Origin of the sequence: Oceanobacillus sp. FSL K6-3682, from assembly GCF_037976165.1 — a bacterium.
Classification (GTDB): Bacteria; Bacillota; Bacilli; order Bacillales; family Amphibacillaceae; genus Oceanobacillus; species Oceanobacillus sojae.
In genome coordinates, this window is record NZ_CP150263.1 from 4,301,703 (window position 1) to 4,321,656 (window position 19,954).

The following is a 19,954-nucleotide window of genomic DNA, read 5'->3' on the forward strand; positions in this document are numbered from 1 at the left end:
GTGAATACTTATTAAATAACTCAACTTTCACACCTGAGAGTAAGTATCTATACCTTACCATTCCAGGATGAACATGTTCTTTATTATCTTGCTTGCATTTTGTTAAATCATCCTTCTATATGAAATGAAAATTGTGTATAGCGCCGCTCCGACCAACCACTACGCTTTCCATGGGGACGGCTTCAGCCAGTATAGAACATCCTGCTAGCGGAGGCAGACCGTTTTGACTCCTGAGGGAATAGCATCATCTGAAGATCCACTTTTGCCAAGTGCTCTTCTTGGTAAAAGTTAGCTGAAGAGCATGCCCCTAGGCAGGCTAAGGTCGCAACGTCCTGGGGTTGCGATTACTCACCCCATCGAAAAGAGTTGTTGCAACGCCTGCATTAGTACGTCCTGTACGTCGAAAGCAAAACGGTCCGCCGTAGCGGTGGCCTTACACGTTATCTTCTTTCTAAATATCGTTTATACTTTGTCAAGAGATAGATGGAAGGAACGGTCAACACCTGTCTCTAGGATAAGCAAGTTATTTTTTAAGTCTGAAAGTTGAGTTAAATAATAAATAAGAGCAGCTCCTGCTCATATGTCAGGAACTGCTCTTATTTGCTATTTATTCATACTTGAAAAGAAATCACTTAATGGGTCAAGTTCTTCCTCGTCTTCATCATCTTCTGCAGAATCATGAATGTTTAGTTCATCTGCATTTAAATCATCCATATTCCAATTATCTTGAGTGACTTCCTGCTCTTGGTTTGAGACATAGCTTTTCGATTCTTCTATGCCTTTAAATATATTATCTGTGCTGTTATTCATGGAAGTTAAAAGGGCAGTTGCACGCATTGGATCGGTTAGCAATTGATATAAAATCGTTCCAATCAAAGCTTCAGAGTGTTCATGCTTCAACCAGCTCTTTTGCTCTTTTGTCAATGATCTGGGCAGAGGGATTGTAACAGTTTCCCTTTCTTTTACACTCATATCATTTACACCTTTTAAGACGAAACTTGCAATTTTACTTGAAAAGTTTCTCCGTTCGGTTTCCTTCAATTGCTGCAGCTGTCTCAGTAAGTATTCAGGAGTATCTGAAGGAATTCGAAATGTGATTGTTTGTCCTCTTTCGATATTCTTTCCCATAGGATCACCTTACTTTGCTTTCGTAGTCTTCTCTTCCTTCTTCTCAGCTTTTTCATTTTTCTGTACAAAATCAGTAATCAATTTATAGTATGCGTTAGCCATCATCCAGATACTTTCACTCTCATCTTCAAAGAATTCGATGTTGTAGCCATCCAGTTTATTGTTTAGAGCTTTGATATAATCCTTAAGAACTGCTGATCCTCCTCCGACAAAATAGCAAATCTCTGTCTGTGAGTTCCTGCTCCATACATTGCGCAGATAGCGATATTCTTTCTTGGCAAGCTCCAATAAAATATGATCTGTTATATCATGTACATTGGTACGGCTTCCTTTTACCATAATGTGATTGCGGTCATTTTTTCTTGTGATAATATCAACGACATCTCTTCTGCTATCCAGCTCTACACCATGCTTTGATCTTATTTCTTCACGGATTTGTTCCAGAGATTCAGAAACACCTATATTAAATCCTTGTGCTTTATCGTCATCCACATTTCTATTGCGAATAACCGCGATATCTGTGGATAACCCGCCGATATCCTGAATTAAAATTTGTTTGTCAATTAATTCCTTGTTGATAACTTTTAAGTCATTATCCATAATTAAATTGACGTAAGCGGCAAATCCTTCCGGGTATACTTTTACTTCATCAAATTTAATATTTACTTTCTTGCCCTGGTGTTTAGGAGTAACTAGAAATTCTATTTGATGCACTGACCCTAGCAGGCGAGAGCGGTACCCGACGTCTTTTCCTTCTTTTACTTCTCTGAGAGGCAACCCTGTTCCTAATGTATAAAGAGCGTCATAAACATCATTCTTCTCTTTAAACGCGTCGCTTGATACAGCATCCAATGCTAAAGCAGCAAATAACATAACTAATGTCTGATCTTCTTCTGATTTACTGCTTCCTGGATCCAGCTCCTGAGAGTTTGTTGTTTTTGTAGCCAGATTTCCCACTCTATATATAATGTTGTTTTCAGATAGGGCAGGGGAGTGGATACGAATATGAATATTATCCAATACTTCCTTATTATCCAGTTCTTCAATTCCAATTACAGGTCTATCCTCTAAATCTGGCGCTACCACATTAGGTATGTAATATTCATTCTCTAATTTACCAAAATTACCTTTTAAGGCATCGTTCCCAACATCAATTGCTGCAATTCTAGATTTTGTCATTTTCATTCTCCTTCCAAAAATAAGATTTTATAATGTACCTTACTTTTTTAAATAAGATACAAATATATGGACATTCTAGCAAACTATCTCTAATCGAATGTACATAACATAATTAAAAATCTATGTTTCTAGAATAAACGTATTCATTTATTTTCTCAAGTCTTTCGACAAATTGTTTACATGTTTGTTTTTTTGTATACTTTATATATCCTTATTAAATCAAGTTTTACACGATTTTGTACACAAGTAAACATTTTTGTTTATAATTGTACACAAAACTTGTTTACTTGTGTACAATTATAAAGATATTATTTTCGACATATTATAACCAGTTTTTCTATTTCAAAAAATAAGAAGAAAGACTTGTTAAATATCCCAATTTTCTATAAAATATGATTTGATAAATAAACATTAGTAACTTATAAAATGTTTATTTCTGTATATTTTACCCCTAAATAAAATCTTGTAAATATATTTCCTTCTACCAATCAAAAGGCGGTCAGCTATGTTTGCATATCATATAATTAGGTCTAAAAACCCGAGCCTTTTTCACTTGATTTATATAATATTTTGGCTATTATTTCATGAAATGGAGAGGTTTTTATTATGATCCGATTATATCTGCGATTTGTAATTATATCGATCTTTATTGCCGCTGCCGCATTATCCATTAAATATGGCACACTAATTGTTGATGTAAATACCTACTTTACATTATTTACATTGTACTTAGTCTTTTCTGTTCTGTTTGTACACTTAAGAACTCTCGTTAAAACCGGGACAATGAATGTTGACTACAGTATTTCTTACAGCTTCTCTTTTGTCCTATTAACTGGACCTTTAGGCTTATTTCTATTTGAATTAGTTAATCGTTTTTATGTATACTTCCATAGGAAAATTACAGGAACTGCTGACGAAGATGAACTGTTACATACTTTTTATAATATAGGCGGTCCGGTCCTTTTCCATTCTTTTGGATTTTATTGCTTTCAGCTTATATACCCTATGATTTCATCACTTCCTTTTGCATTCTGGTTATTTGTTTTCTTTCTCACTATTATAATGGACATTATTTCTTCCTGCTTCATATTAATACTTATGTTTATTACTAAAAATGTGCAATCTAAACAAGAAGCAATTGAATTTATTACGGGAAGAAGTATGCTTGACCTGCTTAAAACCGCATTGACTAATGCCCTTCTTTTCACCTTCATTACTTTAGGACAATGGGAAGCTGTTATTGCGATTTTCTTGTTAAGCTATATTGTAGGACGCGCTGGAATATTTCACACAAAACTTTTGCTGCAAAAACAGGAGAATGAGCGTTTCAAGAAAATGGCATATACTGATTTTTTAACGAATATCCATAATCGTGCATACATGAATAAGGTAATGAAGGAATTAAACGGTAATGAAGAGGATCTTGCAGTGGTTATTGCTGATATTGATTCATTTAAATCGATCAATGATACTTTTAATCATATTATTGGTGACGGCGTAATTCAGCACTTCGCCAAGCTTTTGCAAAAGCATACAGCCTCATGCGACTATGTATTCCGTACTGGCGGAGAAGAGTTCACCCTTATTCTAAGAAATAAAACATATGAAGAATGCCTGATTTTCCTGGGGCAATTACGAGATACTATTTTGGATACACCTGTAGAAACTGAATTCCGCTCCAAGACAGTCAATATTCCCTATACTGCTTCATTTGGGATGTATTATATACAAAAGGGTAATCGTATGGAGCTAAAAAAAGCATATATGAAGGCTGATGAATTGCTGCTGGAAGCTAAACATAATGGTAAAAACAAAATCATCTCACAAAACAGCAGCTTAAATAAGCTTAAATAACAGTGGATTTGGCGAATAGTATTTATATGAACATAAAAAGCTGTGAATTCGATAAATTATAAACGAATTTACAGCTTTTCTTAAAACAGAATTATATTGTTTTTCATAGCTCTTTGATGTACCAGAGGTCCATTGCAGTGTGCTCGCTTCCTTCCAATGGTTTCTCTAATAACCGAAAGCCATATTTTTCATATAAGCGTCCCGCTGTTTCCAGCTCATGTCTTGTTTCTAAATAGCATTGCTTAAAATGCATAGAAGCATAGCTCAGGGCTGTTTTCATTAATTCCCTGGATAAACCCCTGCCCTGTGCTTTTTGAGCTAAATAAAGCTTCTGCAGCTCACAAATAGAGCGTTTCGCATCATAAACACCTATACCGATTCCCCCGGCTACCTCTCCATCCACCTCGATAACCCAATATTTATCCTTTGGACGTTCATTATAGTATGTACTTAGGTGCGCGAGCTGCGGATCTGTGTAAGCTGTGCCCTCATGATCTAAATGATGCTTCTCTAAAGAACGTTTAATGATGGCTTCTATGACCTTGTCATCCTTCGCTTCAATTTCTCTGATTACAACAGATTTATTCAACAAATACACCCCACTTATATAAAGAAAGAAGCCAACTCATCCCTGAGTAAGCCCCTTTTACTTCCTAGATTAAACTGCTTTTTCCTTTTTGATCTGCTTACTTCGTAATTGTCCGCAGGCTGCATCAATGTCTGCACCATTTTCCCAGCGGACACCACATTGGATACCTTCTGCTTTTAAGGTTTCATAAAAGGCTTGAATATTCTCTGAGCTGCTGCGTTGATATGCAATATGCTCATCAACCGTATTATAAGGGATCAGATTAACATAAGCAAGATGACGGTGGCCGCTGATTAATTTAGCCAGTTCACGTGCTTCCTTCTTATGATCATTAACATCATGAAGCATGATGTACTCGTACGTAATACGGCGATTCTTCTTCTCTAAATAGTAATCTACAGCCTTCATCAGTTTTTCAATTGGGAAGGCACGATTAATCTTCATGATTTTCGTACGTAATTCGTTATTCGGTGCATGTAAAGAAATAGCCAGATTCACCTGGATTGGTTCATCAGCAAATTCATACATTTTATGTGCCAATCCACTTGTTGAAACTGTAATATGACGCGCACCAATATTTAATCCGCCGTCATCATTAACGATGTATAAGAAATCCATTAAGTTCTTATAGTTATCCAAAGGCTCTCCGATTCCCATAACAACAATATGGCTGACACGGTCTTCTTCTCCACGCTCATCCAGATGTTTTTGTACATTCATAATTTGCTCAACAATTTCTCCGCTGGTCAAATCGCGGTTTTTGCGCAATAATCCACTTGCACAAAAAGAACAGCCGATATTACACCCTACCTGTGTTGTCACACAAACAGACAGTCCATAATTAAAGCGCATCAGTACTGTTTCAATAACATTGCCATCCGCCAGTTTAAATAGAAATTTAATTGTGCCGTCTTTTGACTCTTGACGAATTTCTTCCCCCATTGTATGCAGGACAAAATTTTCCTTCAAAAGGTCAATTGTTGACTGATTAACATTATTCATATCTTCAAAGCGGCTGATCCGCTTTTTATATAACCAATTCCACACTTGATCAGCGCGGAACCGTTTTTCACCATGTTCCATTAACCACAACTTCAATTGTTCATATGTTAATCCGTAGATAGATGAATTACTCATCAATATACCCTCATTTCCATTTTTTCTACTTTCCCTATATTACTTGATTAAGACAAGCTTAGCAAATAGTTTTCACCTTCTTTTTAAGGTATAAGTTCAAACATTGGACGGTATAACAAGAAACCTTTATTATTTTTATTAAGTAAGGAGGGATTTAATGGATACTCAATCATATAAAACATTTCAAAATATACCTTTATCTGTTCTTGATCTTGCCCCAATTATTGAAGGCGGGGACGCAACACAGGCATTTCAGGAAAGCGTCCGTCTGGCGCAGCATGTCGAAAGATTAGGATTTCACCGCTATTGGTTTGCAGAACACCATAACATGAAAGGAATTTCAAGCTCGGCTACCTCTTTATTAATAGGTCACATCGCCGGCCATACCAATTCCATTCGTGTAGGTTCAGGCGGCATCATGCTGCCAAATCACGCAAGCCTGGTTATTGCAGAACAATTTGGCACACTTGAATCCCTTTATCCAGGTCGTATTGACTTAGGATTAGGCCGCGCACCCGGAAGTGATCAGGCAACTGCCTTTGCTTTACGCCGTACACTGCATGCCGGTCCGGAGGAATTTCCGATGCAGGTTAATGAATTACAGGACTATTTTTCAACTAATCCTGTATCACGAGTGAAAGCAATACCCGGGCAAGGACTGGATATCCCGATCTGGCTGCTTGGCTCGAGTGATTTCAGTGCGAGATTAGCTGCTGAAAAAGGCCTGCCATTTTCATTTGCCAGCCATTTTGCACCTGCATATACCGTTCCGGCACTGAAGCTCTATCGCGACCGTTTCCAGCCGTCTGAAGCACTTGATAAGCCGTATGCAATGGTAGCAGTAAATGTTATTGCAGCTGATACAGATGAAGAAGCAGCGCGCTTAGCCACCTCTCACCAGATGCAATTTTTAAATCTGCGAAAAGGGAAAGAATCCAAGCTGCAGCCGCCTGTTGAAAGCATGGATGCAATCTGGTCACCAGCGGAAAAGGCTGCTGTTCAAGAGTCTTTGAGTCCAAAAACAACGATTATCGGCAGCAAAGAAAATGTCCGTAAAGGATTGGAAGCATTCCGAAAAGAAACAGATGCCGATGAGATTATTATCACATCTCAAATCTACGACATTAAAGCAAGACTCGACTCCTATTCTATTGTAGGCGAGTTAATGGATGAATAAATTAATGATGGTCTTCCTTAAGAGAAACTCACTCTCACAAGGGAGACCATATTTGTTTTCAAAGCTTTCATCCTTCCGGCTTCTTTAATTGTCTTCCAAAAACCCTTCATGATAAAACTCCAGACGAATACCATTCTTCGGTCTTGCTGGAATTTCCGTACCCCGGCAGGTGAACTCTTGATTCGGTACAATCCAGTCTGTCTGCAGCAGATACGATAAGCTCACTTTCATTAACTGCATTATTACACTCTCTTTCACAAAACCAGGTGCAGTATCACTGACTAAAAATCGATCAGGCTGAAATAATTCTGGCTGACTCCACTTCCCAGGATGATGGTTTGTACCATGTATATCAAATAAGACAAGCTGATTCTTTTCAAAGAACATATCCTTCCAGAAGAATTGCTCCTGTGTCTTTGCTGCTGAAAAAGGTACCATAGAAAAATAACGGATAACCTCATGAATAAAGCAGCCGACATATTTCTTATCAATTCGCAGCCGTTCTTTTAACTGCGGATTCTCAATCAGCGCTAACTGGCTGAAGACAACCCATCGGCTGGAAACAACAAAAGTCCGAATAAGTAATAGTAACTCCTCAACCACTGTTTTAATCGGTAAAATCCGACCAGATTCATCCTCATACCAAGATAATTTATAAAGGAATTTATCTTCATCGACATGGACTCCTCCTGCTCTTAGCTGACGGACTAAAAATACGAGCCACTTTTCAATTCGATTCTTCGCCTGATTCCTTTTCCAACGATTTAATCCATACTTTGAAAACAGTTGGACAAATTCCTGAATATCCGTTGTACGCTGCTTCAGATTATTTGCACGAATCGGAATTCCTAACCAGTTACAAACAGCAATGACCCACATCTCTTCCATTTCGGTCACAAAATTAATGGACGGATTGGTCTTCCATGCCTCTATTCTTTCTTGCCAACGCTGCCGAATAATCGCCTCCAGCTCTTCCCGATTTTCTGCAGTGAAGGCTTCTTGAAACCACGCTTTCTCCTGGTGGTAATCAATATCCGCCAAATAAAATACGCCATTTTCTTCCGTCAGCAAACTAGTAGACAGTTCAGAGATACTTCTCTCGGCTTTAAACTTACTCGTATCCCTTACTAAATCTGCTGCCTCATCTGCACGCAGCATCACCAGCTTTCTCCCGAATATACGCGACCCGATAACATCTTCCTGATATTCATTCATTCGTTTAGAAAAATAAAAATAACCATCTCTTAAAAAATCTATCGTATGATCCATTCCTTTATCCTGCACGATTGGTTTTACCATGTTCTAACCCCCTAGTACTTCTCTATCCTACTTCCCTCTTCACCACTCTTAAAACCTGTCCCTATCTTAAAAGTATGCACCGTTTTCTTAGGATTATAAACAAAGAGCACTCTACCTAGAATGCTCTTTGTCTGCTACTTTCTCATCCTCTATGATTACTTCACCAGTTTCACTACGCTCTTTTTCCGCTTCTTCTCTGACTTGATCCATCACATCTTTCAGCTCATCCTCAACTGTTGTATCTGCCATTTTCACATTCGCCCGGTAAGCAGCCCGGGTAATAACATGTCCGGCAACTGGAGCAGTCAAAAACACAAAGGCAATTCCCAGCAGCAGACGAACACTGTAAAAACCTTGATTGGAAGCAAAATAAATAAATGCTCCAACCAGAGTTAACAGAACCGCAAGCGTAGAGCTTTTAGTACCTGCGTGGGATCGTGTAAAGACATCTGGCAGACGAATGATTCCTATCGCGCTGATTAACGCCATAATCGATCCGGCAAGCATAAATAAAGCAGCAATAAACTCAATCGTCCCGTCTATATTCAAGAATGACCCCCCTCTCAATATATTTCGAGAAGGCAATGGTACTGATAAAAGCCAGAATAGCTAAAATCAATATAACCTCTAAAAATGCTGTTGTTGTCAGCATGACAGATACAATCGCTATGGAAGACACAAGCATCACACCAATCATATCTAAGGCTACAATACGGTCAGGCAGGCTCGGACCGATAATAATCCGAAAAACACTGATACAAATCGATATTCCATAAAATGTTAAGGCAACTGTCAACATTCCTTGAACCATCAGCGCGTCACCCCCATAATCGCTTTTTCAAAGTTATCAATTGACTTTAATAATATATCTTTCGACTCTTCCACATCCATTGCATGTATATAAAAGGCATCCCCATCTTCTGTCACCTCTATGACAACAGAACCAGGAGTTAATGTTAATAATAGAGCCAATGCCGTAATTTCCCAATCGCCCTGCAGAACTGTTTCGTATTTAAACAGCCCCGGCTTAATTGAAAGCTTTGGTTTTAAAATTTGTCCAAGAACCATTTTTGAAGAAGAAATAAGCTCTCTTGTAAAGATAAATATAAGCTTTATTAATGCAAAAAAGCGTGATAAATAAAAGCGTTCTCCGAAAAATCGATGCATTAAAAATACGATACCGATCCCAACGATGTAACCTGCTACAAATGTTGTAAAACGAAGTTCTGATTCATCACTGATCAGCGTCCATAATACAGCGATAAAAACATTTAATAAAAACTGTGCCGGCATTCTGCATTCACCACCTTGTTTTTTAAAAACTGACCGGAGAATATCAACCTGATCTCAGAAAGGCTGACCAGATAATTCGAGCTTAAAATATTACATTCCAGCCGATTAATTACCTCCAAGTACTGCGTCAATATAGATTTGCGGGTTTAATAAAGTTTCCGCTGCATCCTGGACATACACAGACATAGGCTCTGCGCCTAATCCCAAAGCAATCGTCCCTAATGCTAAAATACAAGTAGAAACAATCCAGCCTTTCTTAGCTGGTACTTCCTCATCCTTACTTATTATCGTTTCCCCCCAAAAGCTGGTAAGAAAAATACGCATAAGAGAGTATAGAACAAAGATACTTGAAATAAACGCAAGAGCTAATAAAACATACGATCCTGCTGCTACAGCCCCTTCACCAATCAGCACCTTGCCGATAAAGCCGCTCAGCGGCGGAATTCCAGACAAGGACAAGGTTGTCAGGAAGAACAGCCACCCAAGTAGCGGATGGTTCTTAATAAGTCCGCTTATCTCGTCTATTCTAGTTTGCCCAGTTACTGCAATCATTGTACCTACCAGTAAAAATAGTAGTGCTTTTATAATAATATCGTGAATCAAGTAGTAAATGGATCCTTCTATAGCAGATGGCGTTGCCACAGCCAAGCCCACCAGAATAAAACCAACCGCAATGATTACATTGTAAGAAGCTACTAACCGGATATCCTTATAAGCAACTGCTCCAATACTTCCACCGATTAAAGTTAATGCCGCCAAAATTCCAATCAGCGTATGCGTAATTTGCTGTTCCTGGTAAAACAGCAGCGTAAATACGCGGAACATCGCATAAATTCCGACCTTTGTCAGCAACGCTCCGAACAAAGCCGCAATTGGGGTAATTGGAACGGAATAAGATCCCGGGAGCCAGAAATATAGAAATAACCCTGCTTTTAATGCAAATACAGTTAAAAACACGACGCTGATAACAGTCACCATAGGTGTTTGCCCTACTTCTGCAATACGTTCTGATATATGTGCCATATTAAGTGTTCCAACTACTCCATATAAATAAGCAATGGCTACGAGGAAAATCCAGGAAGAGACAACATTAATAATTACATACTTTATTGACTCGCGAAGCTGTCTTTTCTTTCCTCCAAATGCAATCAGCACATAAGATGACAGAAGCATAATTTCAAAACAGACAAACAGGTTAAAAATATCTCCTGTCAGAAAGGAACCATTTACCCCTGCTATCAGAAATAGAACAAAGGAGTAGAAAAAGTTCTTTTCAAAGGATGGTTTGACCGAAGAAAAGGAATAAATTAAACACGCTGCAGCAACCACACTTGATGACAACACAAGCAGCATGGCAAAGCTGTCAGCAACAAACAAGATTCCAAAAGGAGGCTGCCAGCCGCCAAAATCAAGTCGCATAACACCATTTTGCTGAATTAGCTGCAGTACATAGACACTAATACCGATATTCGCAAGAAATACCAATAATGAGATTGTCCGCTGCGTTTTTACATATGGTCTTAAGAATAAAAGGATAATCCCGACCAGGACCGGGAGCATCATCGGCATAACAATTATATTATTCATCTGGATTCCCCCGTAACTTATCTAGTTTATCTGTCCCAATCTCCTGGTATGTTCGATAAGCAAGAACAAGAGAAACCGCAGTTACCGCAAAACCGATAACTATTGACGTTAAAATCAATGCCTGTGGAAGTGGATCTACTGGATCTCCCTCACCGACAATCGGCACAGTCCCAGTCTTTAAGCCGGCAACTACCATAATAATAAGATGCGCTGCATGGGTTAAAATCGCAGTTCCGATAATGACACGAATTAAACTCTTTGACAGTAAGAGGTAAGTTGCTACTGTTACTAATACACCTGCCAGGATGGTTACTAACGTTTCCATATTTACTCATCCTCACTAATACTTAATAAGATTGTTACAACAACACCTACAACGACCAAGGCAACGCCGCCTTCAAAAATCGTAACAGTTGTCAGTTCTATTTCACCGAAAAAAGGTACATTAAAATAATCGAAGGCTTGTGTTAAAAAGTTGTCTCCAAATATCAATGCTCCAAATCCCGTACCTACGGATAAAAAGGCTCCAAAGGCAGCTACCAGTTTAAAGTCAATTGGCAAACCTTTTTGGATAGTTTCAATATCAAACACAATAAATAATAATACCAGCGCGGAAGCAAGAACCAGCCCGCCGCTGAATCCTCCGCCTGGACTGTTATGACCTGCAAAGAATAAATATACCGCAAGCGTCAGAATAATAAAGAAAACAAGTTTAGCCACTGTACGGAGAATGACATTATTTATCTTCAATCTGATCACTCTCCTTCTTGGCTTTCACCCGGATCATTGTATATACACCAATACCTGCAATTAAAAGCACGACGACCTCCATCATCGTATCAAATGCCCGGAAATCACCTAAAATGGCATTTACCATGTTTTTTCCGCCCGCAAGCTCATAGGAATTTTCAAAGAAGGTTGAAATAGTATCAAACGCTTTGTTTCCCTGAACCCCTAACGCTACAGCAGTAAATACCACTCCTACACCGATAGATATAAACAGGTTAATACTTTTCGTTTTCTTCGTTGTATCTTCCTTATCCAGTTCAGGCAGAAAATAATAAGCAACAAGAAATAAAACCGTTGTTACTGCTTCAATAATCGTTTGTGTCAAAGCCAGATCCGGTGCACGGAACAGTACAAAAAGAATCGAAATACCAAAGCCTAAAATACTATTTAAAACAATTGCTGTCAGCCGTGATTTCGCAAATAAAACGGTAATTCCTGCTATCATCATAGCCAGTATGACAAGCCACTCAAAATTAGAAATGGGTGCATTCTCAGGAAGCGTAAAATAATACGCTTCAGTAAAAATAAAAATACCACCAATTGCTAAAATAAAGAAGGCAAAGATATACACCATATAATCACGCAAATAACGCGTCATGTACTTATTTGTAATAACAGTGGATTTATCCTCAATCTGATCTAATACAAAGCCGTAAAACACATTTATAGAGCGTTTTTCAGGGAACAGATTGTATACGCCGTACCAATATTTCCTTGTTATGAACAGCAGCACTCCGAAAAGAACAACTCCAATTGTCATAAATAATTCGGGCTTAAATCCATGCCAGGCATGGATATGTGTTCCAAGCTCGGCACCTTCTGCAGCGAATGTCGGGAAAATCCCGTTCATAGCAGGAGTAATCAAATTCTCTCCAATAATATTCGGCATGAAGAAAAATACAATAACAAGCAGTCCAAGTATAATTGGAGAAATGAGCATACCCGGTTTCGGTTCATGAGCCGGATGCTCTAATTTTTCTTCTTTATAAGGTCCCAGGAATGTTTTTACAACAAATACGGTTGAATAAACAAATGTAAAAACACTCGCTATCCAAGCAATAATTGGAATGGCTATACCCCATGTCCCCAGACCAAAGAATCCTGCTTCTGTAATTTCCAGAGTGGATACAAAAAACATCTCTTTACTCAGGAAACCATTAAATGGGGGTAATCCAGCCATAGACATACTTCCGACAGTTGCGATTGTGAAGGTAACCGGCATTAATGTTATTAATCCCCCTAACCGCCTGATATCCCGTGTGCCTACACTGTGGTCCACAACACCTACAACCATAAATAAAGCACCTTTGAACGTAGAATGATTTACTAAGTGGAATAACGCTGCAAATGTTGCTCCTGTATATACTACTGATTCTGTTGAATAGCCTAAATAAAGAGTAGCGGATCCCATACCAAACATACTCATAATCATTCCGAGCTGACTAATTGTAGAATAAGCCAGCAATGCTTTTAAATCTGTTTGGCGAACGGCATTAAAGGAGCCCCAGAAGAGTGTGAATATCCCGACTCCTGTAACCGCCCAGAACCAGACTGCTTCTCCGCCAAAAACTGGCGTGAACCGGGCAACAAGATAGATACCTGCCTTTACCATTGTTGCGGAGTGCAAATAAGCACTGACTGGGGTAGGTGCTTCCATGGCATCCGGAAGCCAGATGTGGAACGGAAACTGAGCCGACTTGGTAAAAGCGCCAAGCAGGACAAGCAGCATCGCCGGTATAAATAAAGCATGGTCGCTAATCGCTCCTACATTTGCAATTACTTCGCGGATACTCCATGTATTTGACATGGAACCGACCATAATAAAACCAACCAGCATGGAGATACCGCCAGAAACGGTAATAATTAATGACTTCTTGGCACCTTCTCTGGAACGTTTTCGCTGGTACCAGAATGCGATTAACAAGAAGGAAGAAATACTTGTTAATTCCCAAAAGACATACAATACAAGCATATTGTCTGACATAACGACACCTAACATAGCCCCCATAAACAGCATGAGGTATGTATAGAACGTGCCTATTGGCTCTTTAGAAGAAAGGTAATAGATGGAATAAAGAATAACAAGAGCTCCAACTCCGGAAATTAATAATGCCAATGTAAGACTGAGTCCATCCAGATAAGCCGTTATATCTATTCCATAGCTTGGAATCCAATTTATTGTCTGTACAATAACTTCACCGCTTGAAATGGCTGGGATAAGTGAAGCAAGATAAATGAATAAACCTGTCGGTACCAGAATAGCAAACCAGCCGACATGAATGTTTTTCAAATATTTATATAAGAAGGGTATAATTGCAGCAGCTAAAAATGGTATAAAAATAGCCAGTACTAAAGTCGACAAACGAGAACCTCCTATCATTTTATTGATTTTCTTTTTCGTGATTATGCTTCGAAAATTTCAAGTATCGTTTGCCCTTGACTTGCGTTCCCACACATAATCCGGGGAACTCAGGCAATAATCCCTTACCTTTACATCCTTCGTTTTCCTTATACTCTTTGTTGACGTATAAAAAGTACACACACATTTTATTTTAGAAAGTATGTTATTTACTAACTACCCATTGTGATGAATGAAAAAACGAATATCACAAACATAATGGTTATTTTGTCCGTAAAATGCTAATCTAATGATAGAAAAACATATTATTCTGGAAAACATTTATAACAGACTGTCTATGCTCCTCGTCACAATAAGGTTATGTTAGAAGAACGCCTTCAGGATTACAGTGCAAGTGAATTGAATAAAAGGCGGTTAAGTGGTTAAATCAATACTTTATGATTGCTTCTTTAAGCAATTTCAATCGTATTGAAAGGGATATTACTCACTTTGATTAAACGAAACTTGATTTAGCGGGACACTTTGCCCTAACATATTTAAAATGTTTTTCATGCCCAAACAGAGGAAAATTACGGACACTCATGCTGTGAAAAATCGTGGTAAAAAATAATAAGCCTTTCTTGCAGTAGAATATAAAGGCATTATGAGGTGTTAAAATGGTTGTTCGAACAATCTGATAAAAATAACACGAAGTTGCAGCATCAATCATGAGGTCATATTTTTACAGGCCTCAGCAGAACACACACTAAAACAATAAGTCTTCACAATCACACATAAATATTATACAAGAATTTATCTGTACTTGCATGCATGACGTTGTGATACGCTTATAAAATCTTTTTGTGTCACTTTAACTGAATTAAAAGGATATAATTAAATTTACTTGCAACTTGGAAGAAATACTTGTATAAAGGACTTTATGATAATCATAATTAGTAGGAATAAAGACTTTTTTATATGTCAATTACTTCTTCAAATTTTTTCTTCCCTGGTACTATACGAAAATCGAAATACATGTTAAAATGATACGGTTTAAAGGTAAAGAAACTGTCACGAGGAGGTTTATACCTTCTCTTTCCAGGTTAAATTAAGAATAAAACAATTCAGTTCCTTTTCGGATAAATATTGATTTTTTAAATATAAATAGCAAATGACTATGAAAGAAAGGTGCGGTAGATACGATGAAAAAAATCAGAGGTCGCATGGATGAAAGTATTTTAGTATGTGTTTATTATGGTCCCAACGGAGAACGCCTTATCCGCCGGGGCCATAAGCTGGCACAAATCATGGATTGCCCATTATACGTTTTAACAGTAGATGCCCTTCCTTACGATGAATTTGATGCAGATAAATCAGGTTTTGTCGAACATTGGAAGGAGCTGTGTGAGGAACTAGATGTAGAGGAATTTATTATACGTGATAATGAGAAACGTTCCGTAAGAGCAATTAAAGAAGTAGCGCACACGCACAATATCACACAAATTATTATTGGGCAAAGCGCACAAAACCGTTGGGAAGAGATTACGAAAGGTTCTTTTGTCAACGTGCTTCTCCGGGAAATTTCTTTCATCGACCTTCACATTGTTTCCGTGGACCGTACATTAAAAAGTACAGATGATACTATTTACGAAAAAGGCGTACGTGCATTTATCCAGGAAGACAGTGAAGCACCCGGACAATATCGTTTGAAATTCACCCGTTCCAAGCATAATTTATACGAAGGAATTTTCTATAAAGAGATTGGAACAGATTTCAATAATGGGGTATTCAAATTCATTAACAACAAAGGGAAGACCTCCCAGGTTCATATTACAGAAAATGTATGCACCGGCGAATTAAAAGAACCGCCAAATATCAATAACCATTCTATTCATTAAAAAAGACTCCATGCGACAGTGATTACTCCCGAAAATCAGATTTTACATTCTGGTTTTCGGGGACTGCACTGACATTGGAGTCTTTTATATTGCTTTTATTTCCAGCCTTGATACATTTCAGGCACCCTGCTTTTAAATACGGGAACTTCGCTGCGTATACGTTCCACATTTGAAATAGCAATTGTCTCAATCAGTGTTTCTACTCGTTCTTCCGATCCCTCTTTAACAGTCGTCCCCCATGGGTCTACAACTAATGAGGTTCCGCAGAAATCAACCCCATTATAAGAACCTACCCGGTTACTTGAAATAATATAGCATTGATTTTCAATGGCCCGTGCCATTTGAAGTGCCTTCCAATGATCCTTACGTGCTGATGGCCATTCTGCTGTTATATAAATCACCTCAGCTCCTGCTATCGCCAATTCTCGGGCTAACTCTGGAAAACGAAGATCATAACAAATAAGCAGTCCCATCTTTACTCCGTCTAACTCAAACAGACGTACCTGTTTTTTCCCACCTGTTAAGTAGTCTGGTTCATCTAACATAGGGACAAGATGTATTTTGTCGTATGTATAGACCTCCTCTCCCTCATTATTGATAACAAGTGCTGTATTATAGATTGCACCATCCACTTTATTAGCAAATGATCCGCCAATAATATGCACATGATGCTTTTTAGCCAATTCTTTCAAAAAACCCCTTGTAGGTTCTCCATCCAAATCAGCAATTTTCTCTAATTGTGCTAATGTGTATGCAGTCGTCCACATTTCCGGAAGAACAATAATATCAGGTTTCTCTGTTCCTACCTGTTTTTCCAGCCATTCCTTGATGTGTTTACGATTACCTTCCGGGTCTCCAGGGATAATATCCATTTGATAGATAGCATGCTTCATCTCGCACCCGCCTTTCTCATTTCAATTCTTATTCTAGCAGAAATTGTTATCTTTATATTAACATGTTGTCTAAAAAGGATAAATTTCAACTCGTATACATATTATAGATTCTAAACGCTATACATGACAGCAGCCTGAAAGCATACTAGAATGGAAATAGAACTTAGTAAGAAATTTAGGGAGGATACGGCATGCAGATAGAAAATATTCTGAACGAATTAAAAGATCGTACTCCTGCATTAATGGGACATCAGCACTTTAAACGATCTTCTGTTTTGATTCCTTTGATTGAAGTGAATGGAGAAACTCATATTCTCTTTGAAGTCCGCTCGATGAACTTAAGAAGCCAGCCGGGAGATATCTGTTTTCCAGGAGGACGCATGGACCCGGAAGATAAGAGCCCTGATTATACTGCTATCCGGGAAACAATTGAAGAACTGGGTATAACAAAACAAGATATATCCGAACCAATTCCGCTCGATTATATTGTAAATGATTTAGGAAGAATCATTTATCCTTTTATCGGAAAGCTGAAAAACCTAAAAAATATCCAACCAAATCCTGATGAAGTGGATCATATTTTTACTGTGCCGCTCTCCTTCTTCTTAGAGAATACACCCGAAAAATATAAAGTGCATCTGGAAATACAGCCAGAGGACAACTTCCCTTACCATCTTATTGTCGGCGGTGAGGACTATGAATGGCGTATCAGGGCTCTGGAAGAACTCTTCTACCGATATGATGATAAAACTATTTGGGGGCTTACTGCTAAAATCCTTACACATTTTATCGACTTGATTAATGAACAAAAAGACCCTTGATACGTCTAAACGTATCAAGGGTCTTTTTGTTCAAACTGTTGTTTAATCTAAAAAACTTCTGTCCGGCGAACAGAGCGTTTTAGATTTAAGCCTGTTTCCAAATATGCACAACTCCTTTATCGTGCTCCGTACGGATTAAACGGCCTATACCTTGTTTTAAACGAAGCTGCATATAAGGTAAATCGATTTCTTCATATGGATTCCCTGCATGCTTGCGTTTTGCTTTAAATACAGGATCATCCGGCGGATATGGCAAGGAAGCAATAATAACCTGTGTTAATGATTCCCCTGGTACATCCAGCCCTTCCCATAAATGATACGCACAAAGCGTGGAAGAAGCGTTTAATTGAAACGTACGAACCAATTCACTGATTTCCTTGTCACCCTCAAATAATAAGTCAAATGACCATTCCTTTTCTTGCGCCCATTCCCGGAACACCTGCATCTCCTCTTCGGAACGGAATAAAATAAGGCTGTGGCCTTCATTATCCTGAAGCTGCTGCGCAATTCCTTCAAACTTTTCTGTATCATCCGTATAGCTATGATCTTTTATCGCACGTACTTTCTCATACTCAAATGGGGATTCGACAGAAAATGACTCATATGAATCAACACCCAGACTTCTTGCAGTATACGAGAAGTCACCATCCTGAGAAAGCGTTGCGGAAGAGAAAATAAATGGAATATTTTTTTGGAATACTTCTTCCCGCAAAACATCCTCTACGAGCCTCGGCATAATAACCAGACTACTCTCATCTCCATCCTCTTCCAGCCAGTAAACACCCTCATCATCCTTTAGGAAAATCGATAACCCGTACGTGAAAAATTCCAGATATTCTTCAATAATCTTTGTATGATACGCATCCATAGTAAACAATTCTGCATCAAAAACTAGCTGTTCTAATAACTCTTGAACCATTTTTTCTAATCGCTCAGCCATCTCAATCATTTTTGGATTTCTTGGGATTTCCAGCCGATTAGATCCTTCTACACGTACTGCAATTTCTGTAATAAGATCAAACCAATCATCATGAAGCGTCATAATGTCCTCTGCTAATTGCAGCGATTCTTCCCGAACATCCTGCCCCTGGTATCCTGTCAGGACATTTGTGATATTCTGATAGTTAAAACGATAGGTTAACCCTTTTTGTGCTGAGAATTCCAGCAGATGCCCTTCATCAAACACAACCGCACCTGCTTCTGGAAGTAACGGAAGCTGGCCTTCTCTTATCCGTGATTCTTTCGTCCAGACATGCTCCATGTAAAAATCATGTGAGCAGATAATAATATCCTGGGCATGGCGGTAATAATCACGATGCAATGTCTGCGCACTGCGATGTCTAAAGTCACATGTTGCACACTGCTTCAAAGGATCCCAGCCGATCTGCTCCCATTGCTTATCAGAAAGCCATGGGTAATCTTTCCGGTCCCCATAAGGATAAAATGACTGCATCGAGACACCCTGATCAAAAACAAAGTCTGGAACAGAATCATGTACATCCAGAATTTCTTCATCCTCAGTGTATTCGGACAAAGGGTCCAGTTTTTTCATGCAAAGATAATTTTCACGTGCTTTAGCCAAACGGACATCTACTTCCAAGCCAAGTGCTTTTTCAAGCTTATCAATATCTCCGCCTTCTTTGACCAGCTGTTCAATCAATGTTTCATCAGCACAGGAAATAATAACCGGCTTTCTCATATAACGGGCATAACAAATTGCATACAATAGATAGACAATCGTTTTCCCTGTTCCGACACCTGCTTCTGCAAAGATTGTCTTTTTATGCTTAAAAGCCTGCTCGAGCTGAAATGCCATATAAATTTGTTCATCGCGCAGCTCAAAGCCTTGTTCAGGTAAAATATCATAAAAAACATCGCCGATATAATCTCCTAAGCGATCAAAAAATTGCTCATTTTTTGCTACAGTAAACGGGATTGATTTCATTCCTGCCATAGGCAACTCCTTTTTCTT

The 19,954-nt window shown here is 38.6% G+C and carries 18 protein-coding genes; 4 read left to right on the forward strand and 14 right to left on the reverse strand.

Translation table 11 applies throughout. The annotated features are described in order from the left end of the window. Window positions 1-603: 603 nt before the first annotated feature. Both MHH51_RS20865 and MHH51_RS20870 read right to left on the reverse strand, forming a co-directional pair. Window positions 604-1,128, reverse strand: a complete 525-nt coding sequence (locus tag MHH51_RS20865) for a hypothetical protein (protein WP_339283407.1) — start codon at window positions 1,126-1,128, stop codon at window positions 604-606. Between the two features lie 9 nt (window positions 1,129-1,137). Beyond that, a complete protein-coding gene (locus tag MHH51_RS20870) occupies window positions 1,138-2,307 on the reverse strand; it encodes a ParM/StbA family protein (protein ID WP_147211805.1) in 1,170 nt (389 codons plus the stop codon). A 606-nt stretch (window positions 2,308-2,913) separates the two neighbouring features. Here MHH51_RS20870 and MHH51_RS20875 point away from each other — a divergent pair. After that, window positions 2,914-4,161: a GGDEF domain-containing protein gene (locus MHH51_RS20875; protein WP_339283409.1), complete on the forward strand. Its 1,248-nt coding sequence runs from the start codon at window positions 2,914-2,916 to the stop codon at window positions 4,159-4,161. Window positions 4,162-4,264: 103 nt separating this feature from the next. Here the strand turns inward: MHH51_RS20875 and MHH51_RS20880 are convergent, their stop codons facing one another. Continuing rightward, entirely contained in the window at window positions 4,265-4,750 is a 486-nt protein-coding gene (locus tag MHH51_RS20880) for a GNAT family N-acetyltransferase (RefSeq protein ID WP_147211803.1), read from the reverse strand. A gap of 69 nt (window positions 4,751-4,819) precedes the next feature. Beyond that, the gene (rlmN, locus tag MHH51_RS20885; protein WP_147211802.1) at window positions 4,820-5,887 is read right to left on the reverse strand and encodes a 23S rRNA (adenine(2503)-C(2))-methyltransferase RlmN; all 1,068 of its coding nucleotides are present in this window, start codon (window positions 5,885-5,887) and stop codon (window positions 4,820-4,822) included. A 157-nt stretch (window positions 5,888-6,044) separates the two neighbouring features. Here rlmN and MHH51_RS20890 point away from each other — a divergent pair, with 157 nt between their 5' ends. Then, window positions 6,045-7,064, forward strand: coding sequence for an LLM class flavin-dependent oxidoreductase (locus MHH51_RS20890; protein WP_147211801.1), 1,020 nt, complete (start codon window positions 6,045-6,047; stop codon window positions 7,062-7,064). 84 nt (window positions 7,065-7,148) lie between these two features. Here the strand turns inward: MHH51_RS20890 and MHH51_RS20895 are convergent, their stop codons facing one another. The 8 genes from MHH51_RS20895 to MHH51_RS20930 form a co-directional block, all read right to left on the reverse strand. Then, window positions 7,149-8,363: a cytochrome P450 gene (locus MHH51_RS20895; protein WP_339283412.1), complete on the reverse strand. Its 1,215-nt coding sequence runs from the start codon at window positions 8,361-8,363 to the stop codon at window positions 7,149-7,151. 111 nt (window positions 8,364-8,474) lie between these two features. Then, window positions 8,475-8,912 carry a Na+/H+ antiporter subunit G gene (locus MHH51_RS20900; RefSeq protein ID WP_147211799.1) on the reverse strand — a complete coding sequence of 146 codons (438 nt, stop codon included), beginning with the start codon at window positions 8,910-8,912 and terminating at the stop codon, window positions 8,475-8,477. After that, window positions 8,890-9,174: a Na(+)/H(+) antiporter subunit F1 gene (locus MHH51_RS20905; RefSeq protein WP_147211798.1), complete on the reverse strand. Its 285-nt coding sequence runs from the start codon at window positions 9,172-9,174 to the stop codon at window positions 8,890-8,892. The genes MHH51_RS20900 and MHH51_RS20905 overlap by 23 nt, the downstream gene beginning before the upstream one ends. Then, on the reverse strand, window positions 9,174-9,656 hold the full coding sequence (locus MHH51_RS20910) for a Na+/H+ antiporter subunit E (RefSeq protein WP_147211797.1): 483 nt from the start codon (window positions 9,654-9,656) through the stop codon (window positions 9,174-9,176). The genes MHH51_RS20905 and MHH51_RS20910 overlap by 1 nt, the downstream gene beginning before the upstream one ends. Before the next feature lie 105 nt (window positions 9,657-9,761). Beyond that, window positions 9,762-11,243: a Na+/H+ antiporter subunit D gene (locus tag MHH51_RS20915; RefSeq protein ID WP_156985205.1), complete on the reverse strand. Its 1,482-nt coding sequence runs from the start codon at window positions 11,241-11,243 to the stop codon at window positions 9,762-9,764. Next, on the reverse strand, window positions 11,236-11,568 hold the full coding sequence (locus MHH51_RS20920) for a Na(+)/H(+) antiporter subunit C (protein ID WP_147211795.1): 333 nt from the start codon (window positions 11,566-11,568) through the stop codon (window positions 11,236-11,238). Before MHH51_RS20920 ends, MHH51_RS20915 begins: the two co-directional genes overlap by 8 nt. Before the next feature lie 2 nt (window positions 11,569-11,570). Next, on the reverse strand, window positions 11,571-11,993 hold the full coding sequence (locus MHH51_RS20925; protein WP_147211794.1) for a Na(+)/H(+) antiporter subunit B: 423 nt from the start codon (window positions 11,991-11,993) through the stop codon (window positions 11,571-11,573). Further along, window positions 11,980-14,394, reverse strand: a complete 2,415-nt coding sequence (locus tag MHH51_RS20930) for a Na+/H+ antiporter subunit A (protein ID WP_339283413.1) — start codon at window positions 14,392-14,394, stop codon at window positions 11,980-11,982. The genes MHH51_RS20925 and MHH51_RS20930 overlap by 14 nt, the downstream gene beginning before the upstream one ends. A 1,178-nt stretch (window positions 14,395-15,572) precedes the next feature. Here MHH51_RS20930 and MHH51_RS20935 point away from each other — a divergent pair. Next, window positions 15,573-16,268 (forward strand): histidine kinase, encoded by a 696-nt coding sequence (locus MHH51_RS20935; RefSeq protein ID WP_147211792.1) that lies wholly within the window; start codon window positions 15,573-15,575, stop codon window positions 16,266-16,268. A gap of 95 nt (window positions 16,269-16,363) precedes the next feature. Here MHH51_RS20935 and MHH51_RS20940 read toward each other — a convergent pair whose 3' ends face one another. Then, on the reverse strand, window positions 16,364-17,161 hold the full coding sequence (locus tag MHH51_RS20940; protein ID WP_147211791.1) for a carbon-nitrogen family hydrolase: 798 nt from the start codon (window positions 17,159-17,161) through the stop codon (window positions 16,364-16,366). Between the two features lie 191 nt (window positions 17,162-17,352). On the opposite strand from MHH51_RS20940, the gene MHH51_RS20945 reads away from it, so the two are divergent. Continuing rightward, window positions 17,353-17,982 carry a CoA pyrophosphatase gene (locus MHH51_RS20945; protein WP_339283416.1) on the forward strand — a complete coding sequence of 210 codons (630 nt, stop codon included), beginning with the start codon at window positions 17,353-17,355 and terminating at the stop codon, window positions 17,980-17,982. Window positions 17,983-18,067: 85 nt separating this feature from the next. On the opposite strand, the gene MHH51_RS20950 is transcribed toward MHH51_RS20945, so the two are convergent. Beyond that, a complete protein-coding gene (locus MHH51_RS20950; RefSeq protein ID WP_339283418.1) occupies window positions 18,068-19,936 on the reverse strand; it encodes an ATP-dependent DNA helicase in 1,869 nt (622 codons plus the stop codon). Between the last annotated feature and the right edge of the window lie 18 nt (window positions 19,937-19,954).

Coding starts and splice junctions, on each gene's coding strand:
- MHH51_RS20865 (WP_339283407.1), bottom strand. CDS start 1,128: ATGGGAAAGAATATCGAAAGAGGACAAACAATCACATTTCGAATTCCT.
- MHH51_RS20870 (WP_147211805.1), bottom strand. CDS start 2,307: ATGACAAAATCTAGAATTGCAGCAATTGATGTTGGGAACGATGCCTTA.
- MHH51_RS20875 (WP_339283409.1), top strand. CDS start 2,914: ATGATCCGATTATATCTGCGATTTGTAATTATATCGATCTTTATTGCC.
- rlmN (WP_147211802.1), bottom strand. CDS start 5,887: ATGAGTAATTCATCTATCTACGGATTAACATATGAACAATTGAAGTTG.
- MHH51_RS20890 (WP_147211801.1), top strand. CDS start 6,045: ATGGATACTCAATCATATAAAACATTTCAAAATATACCTTTATCTGTT.
- MHH51_RS20895 (WP_339283412.1), bottom strand. CDS start 8,363: ATGGTAAAACCAATCGTGCAGGATAAAGGAATGGATCATACGATAGAT.
- MHH51_RS20905 (WP_147211798.1), bottom strand. CDS start 9,174: ATGGTTCAAGGAATGTTGACAGTTGCCTTAACATTTTATGGAATATCG.
- MHH51_RS20910 (WP_147211797.1), bottom strand. CDS start 9,656: ATGCCGGCACAGTTTTTATTAAATGTTTTTATCGCTGTATTATGGACG.
- MHH51_RS20915 (WP_156985205.1), bottom strand. CDS start 11,243: ATGAATAATATAATTGTTATGCCGATGATGCTCCCGGTCCTGGTCGGG.
- MHH51_RS20920 (WP_147211795.1), bottom strand. CDS start 11,568: ATGGAAACGTTAGTAACCATCCTGGCAGGTGTATTAGTAACAGTAGCA.
- MHH51_RS20935 (WP_147211792.1), top strand. CDS start 15,573: ATGAAAAAAATCAGAGGTCGCATGGATGAAAGTATTTTAGTATGTGTT.
- MHH51_RS20940 (WP_147211791.1), bottom strand. CDS start 17,161: ATGAAGCATGCTATCTATCAAATGGATATTATCCCTGGAGACCCGGAA.
- MHH51_RS20945 (WP_339283416.1), top strand. CDS start 17,353: ATGCAGATAGAAAATATTCTGAACGAATTAAAAGATCGTACTCCTGCA.
- MHH51_RS20950 (WP_339283418.1), bottom strand. CDS start 19,936: ATGGCAGGAATGAAATCAATCCCGTTTACTGTAGCAAAAAATGAGCAA.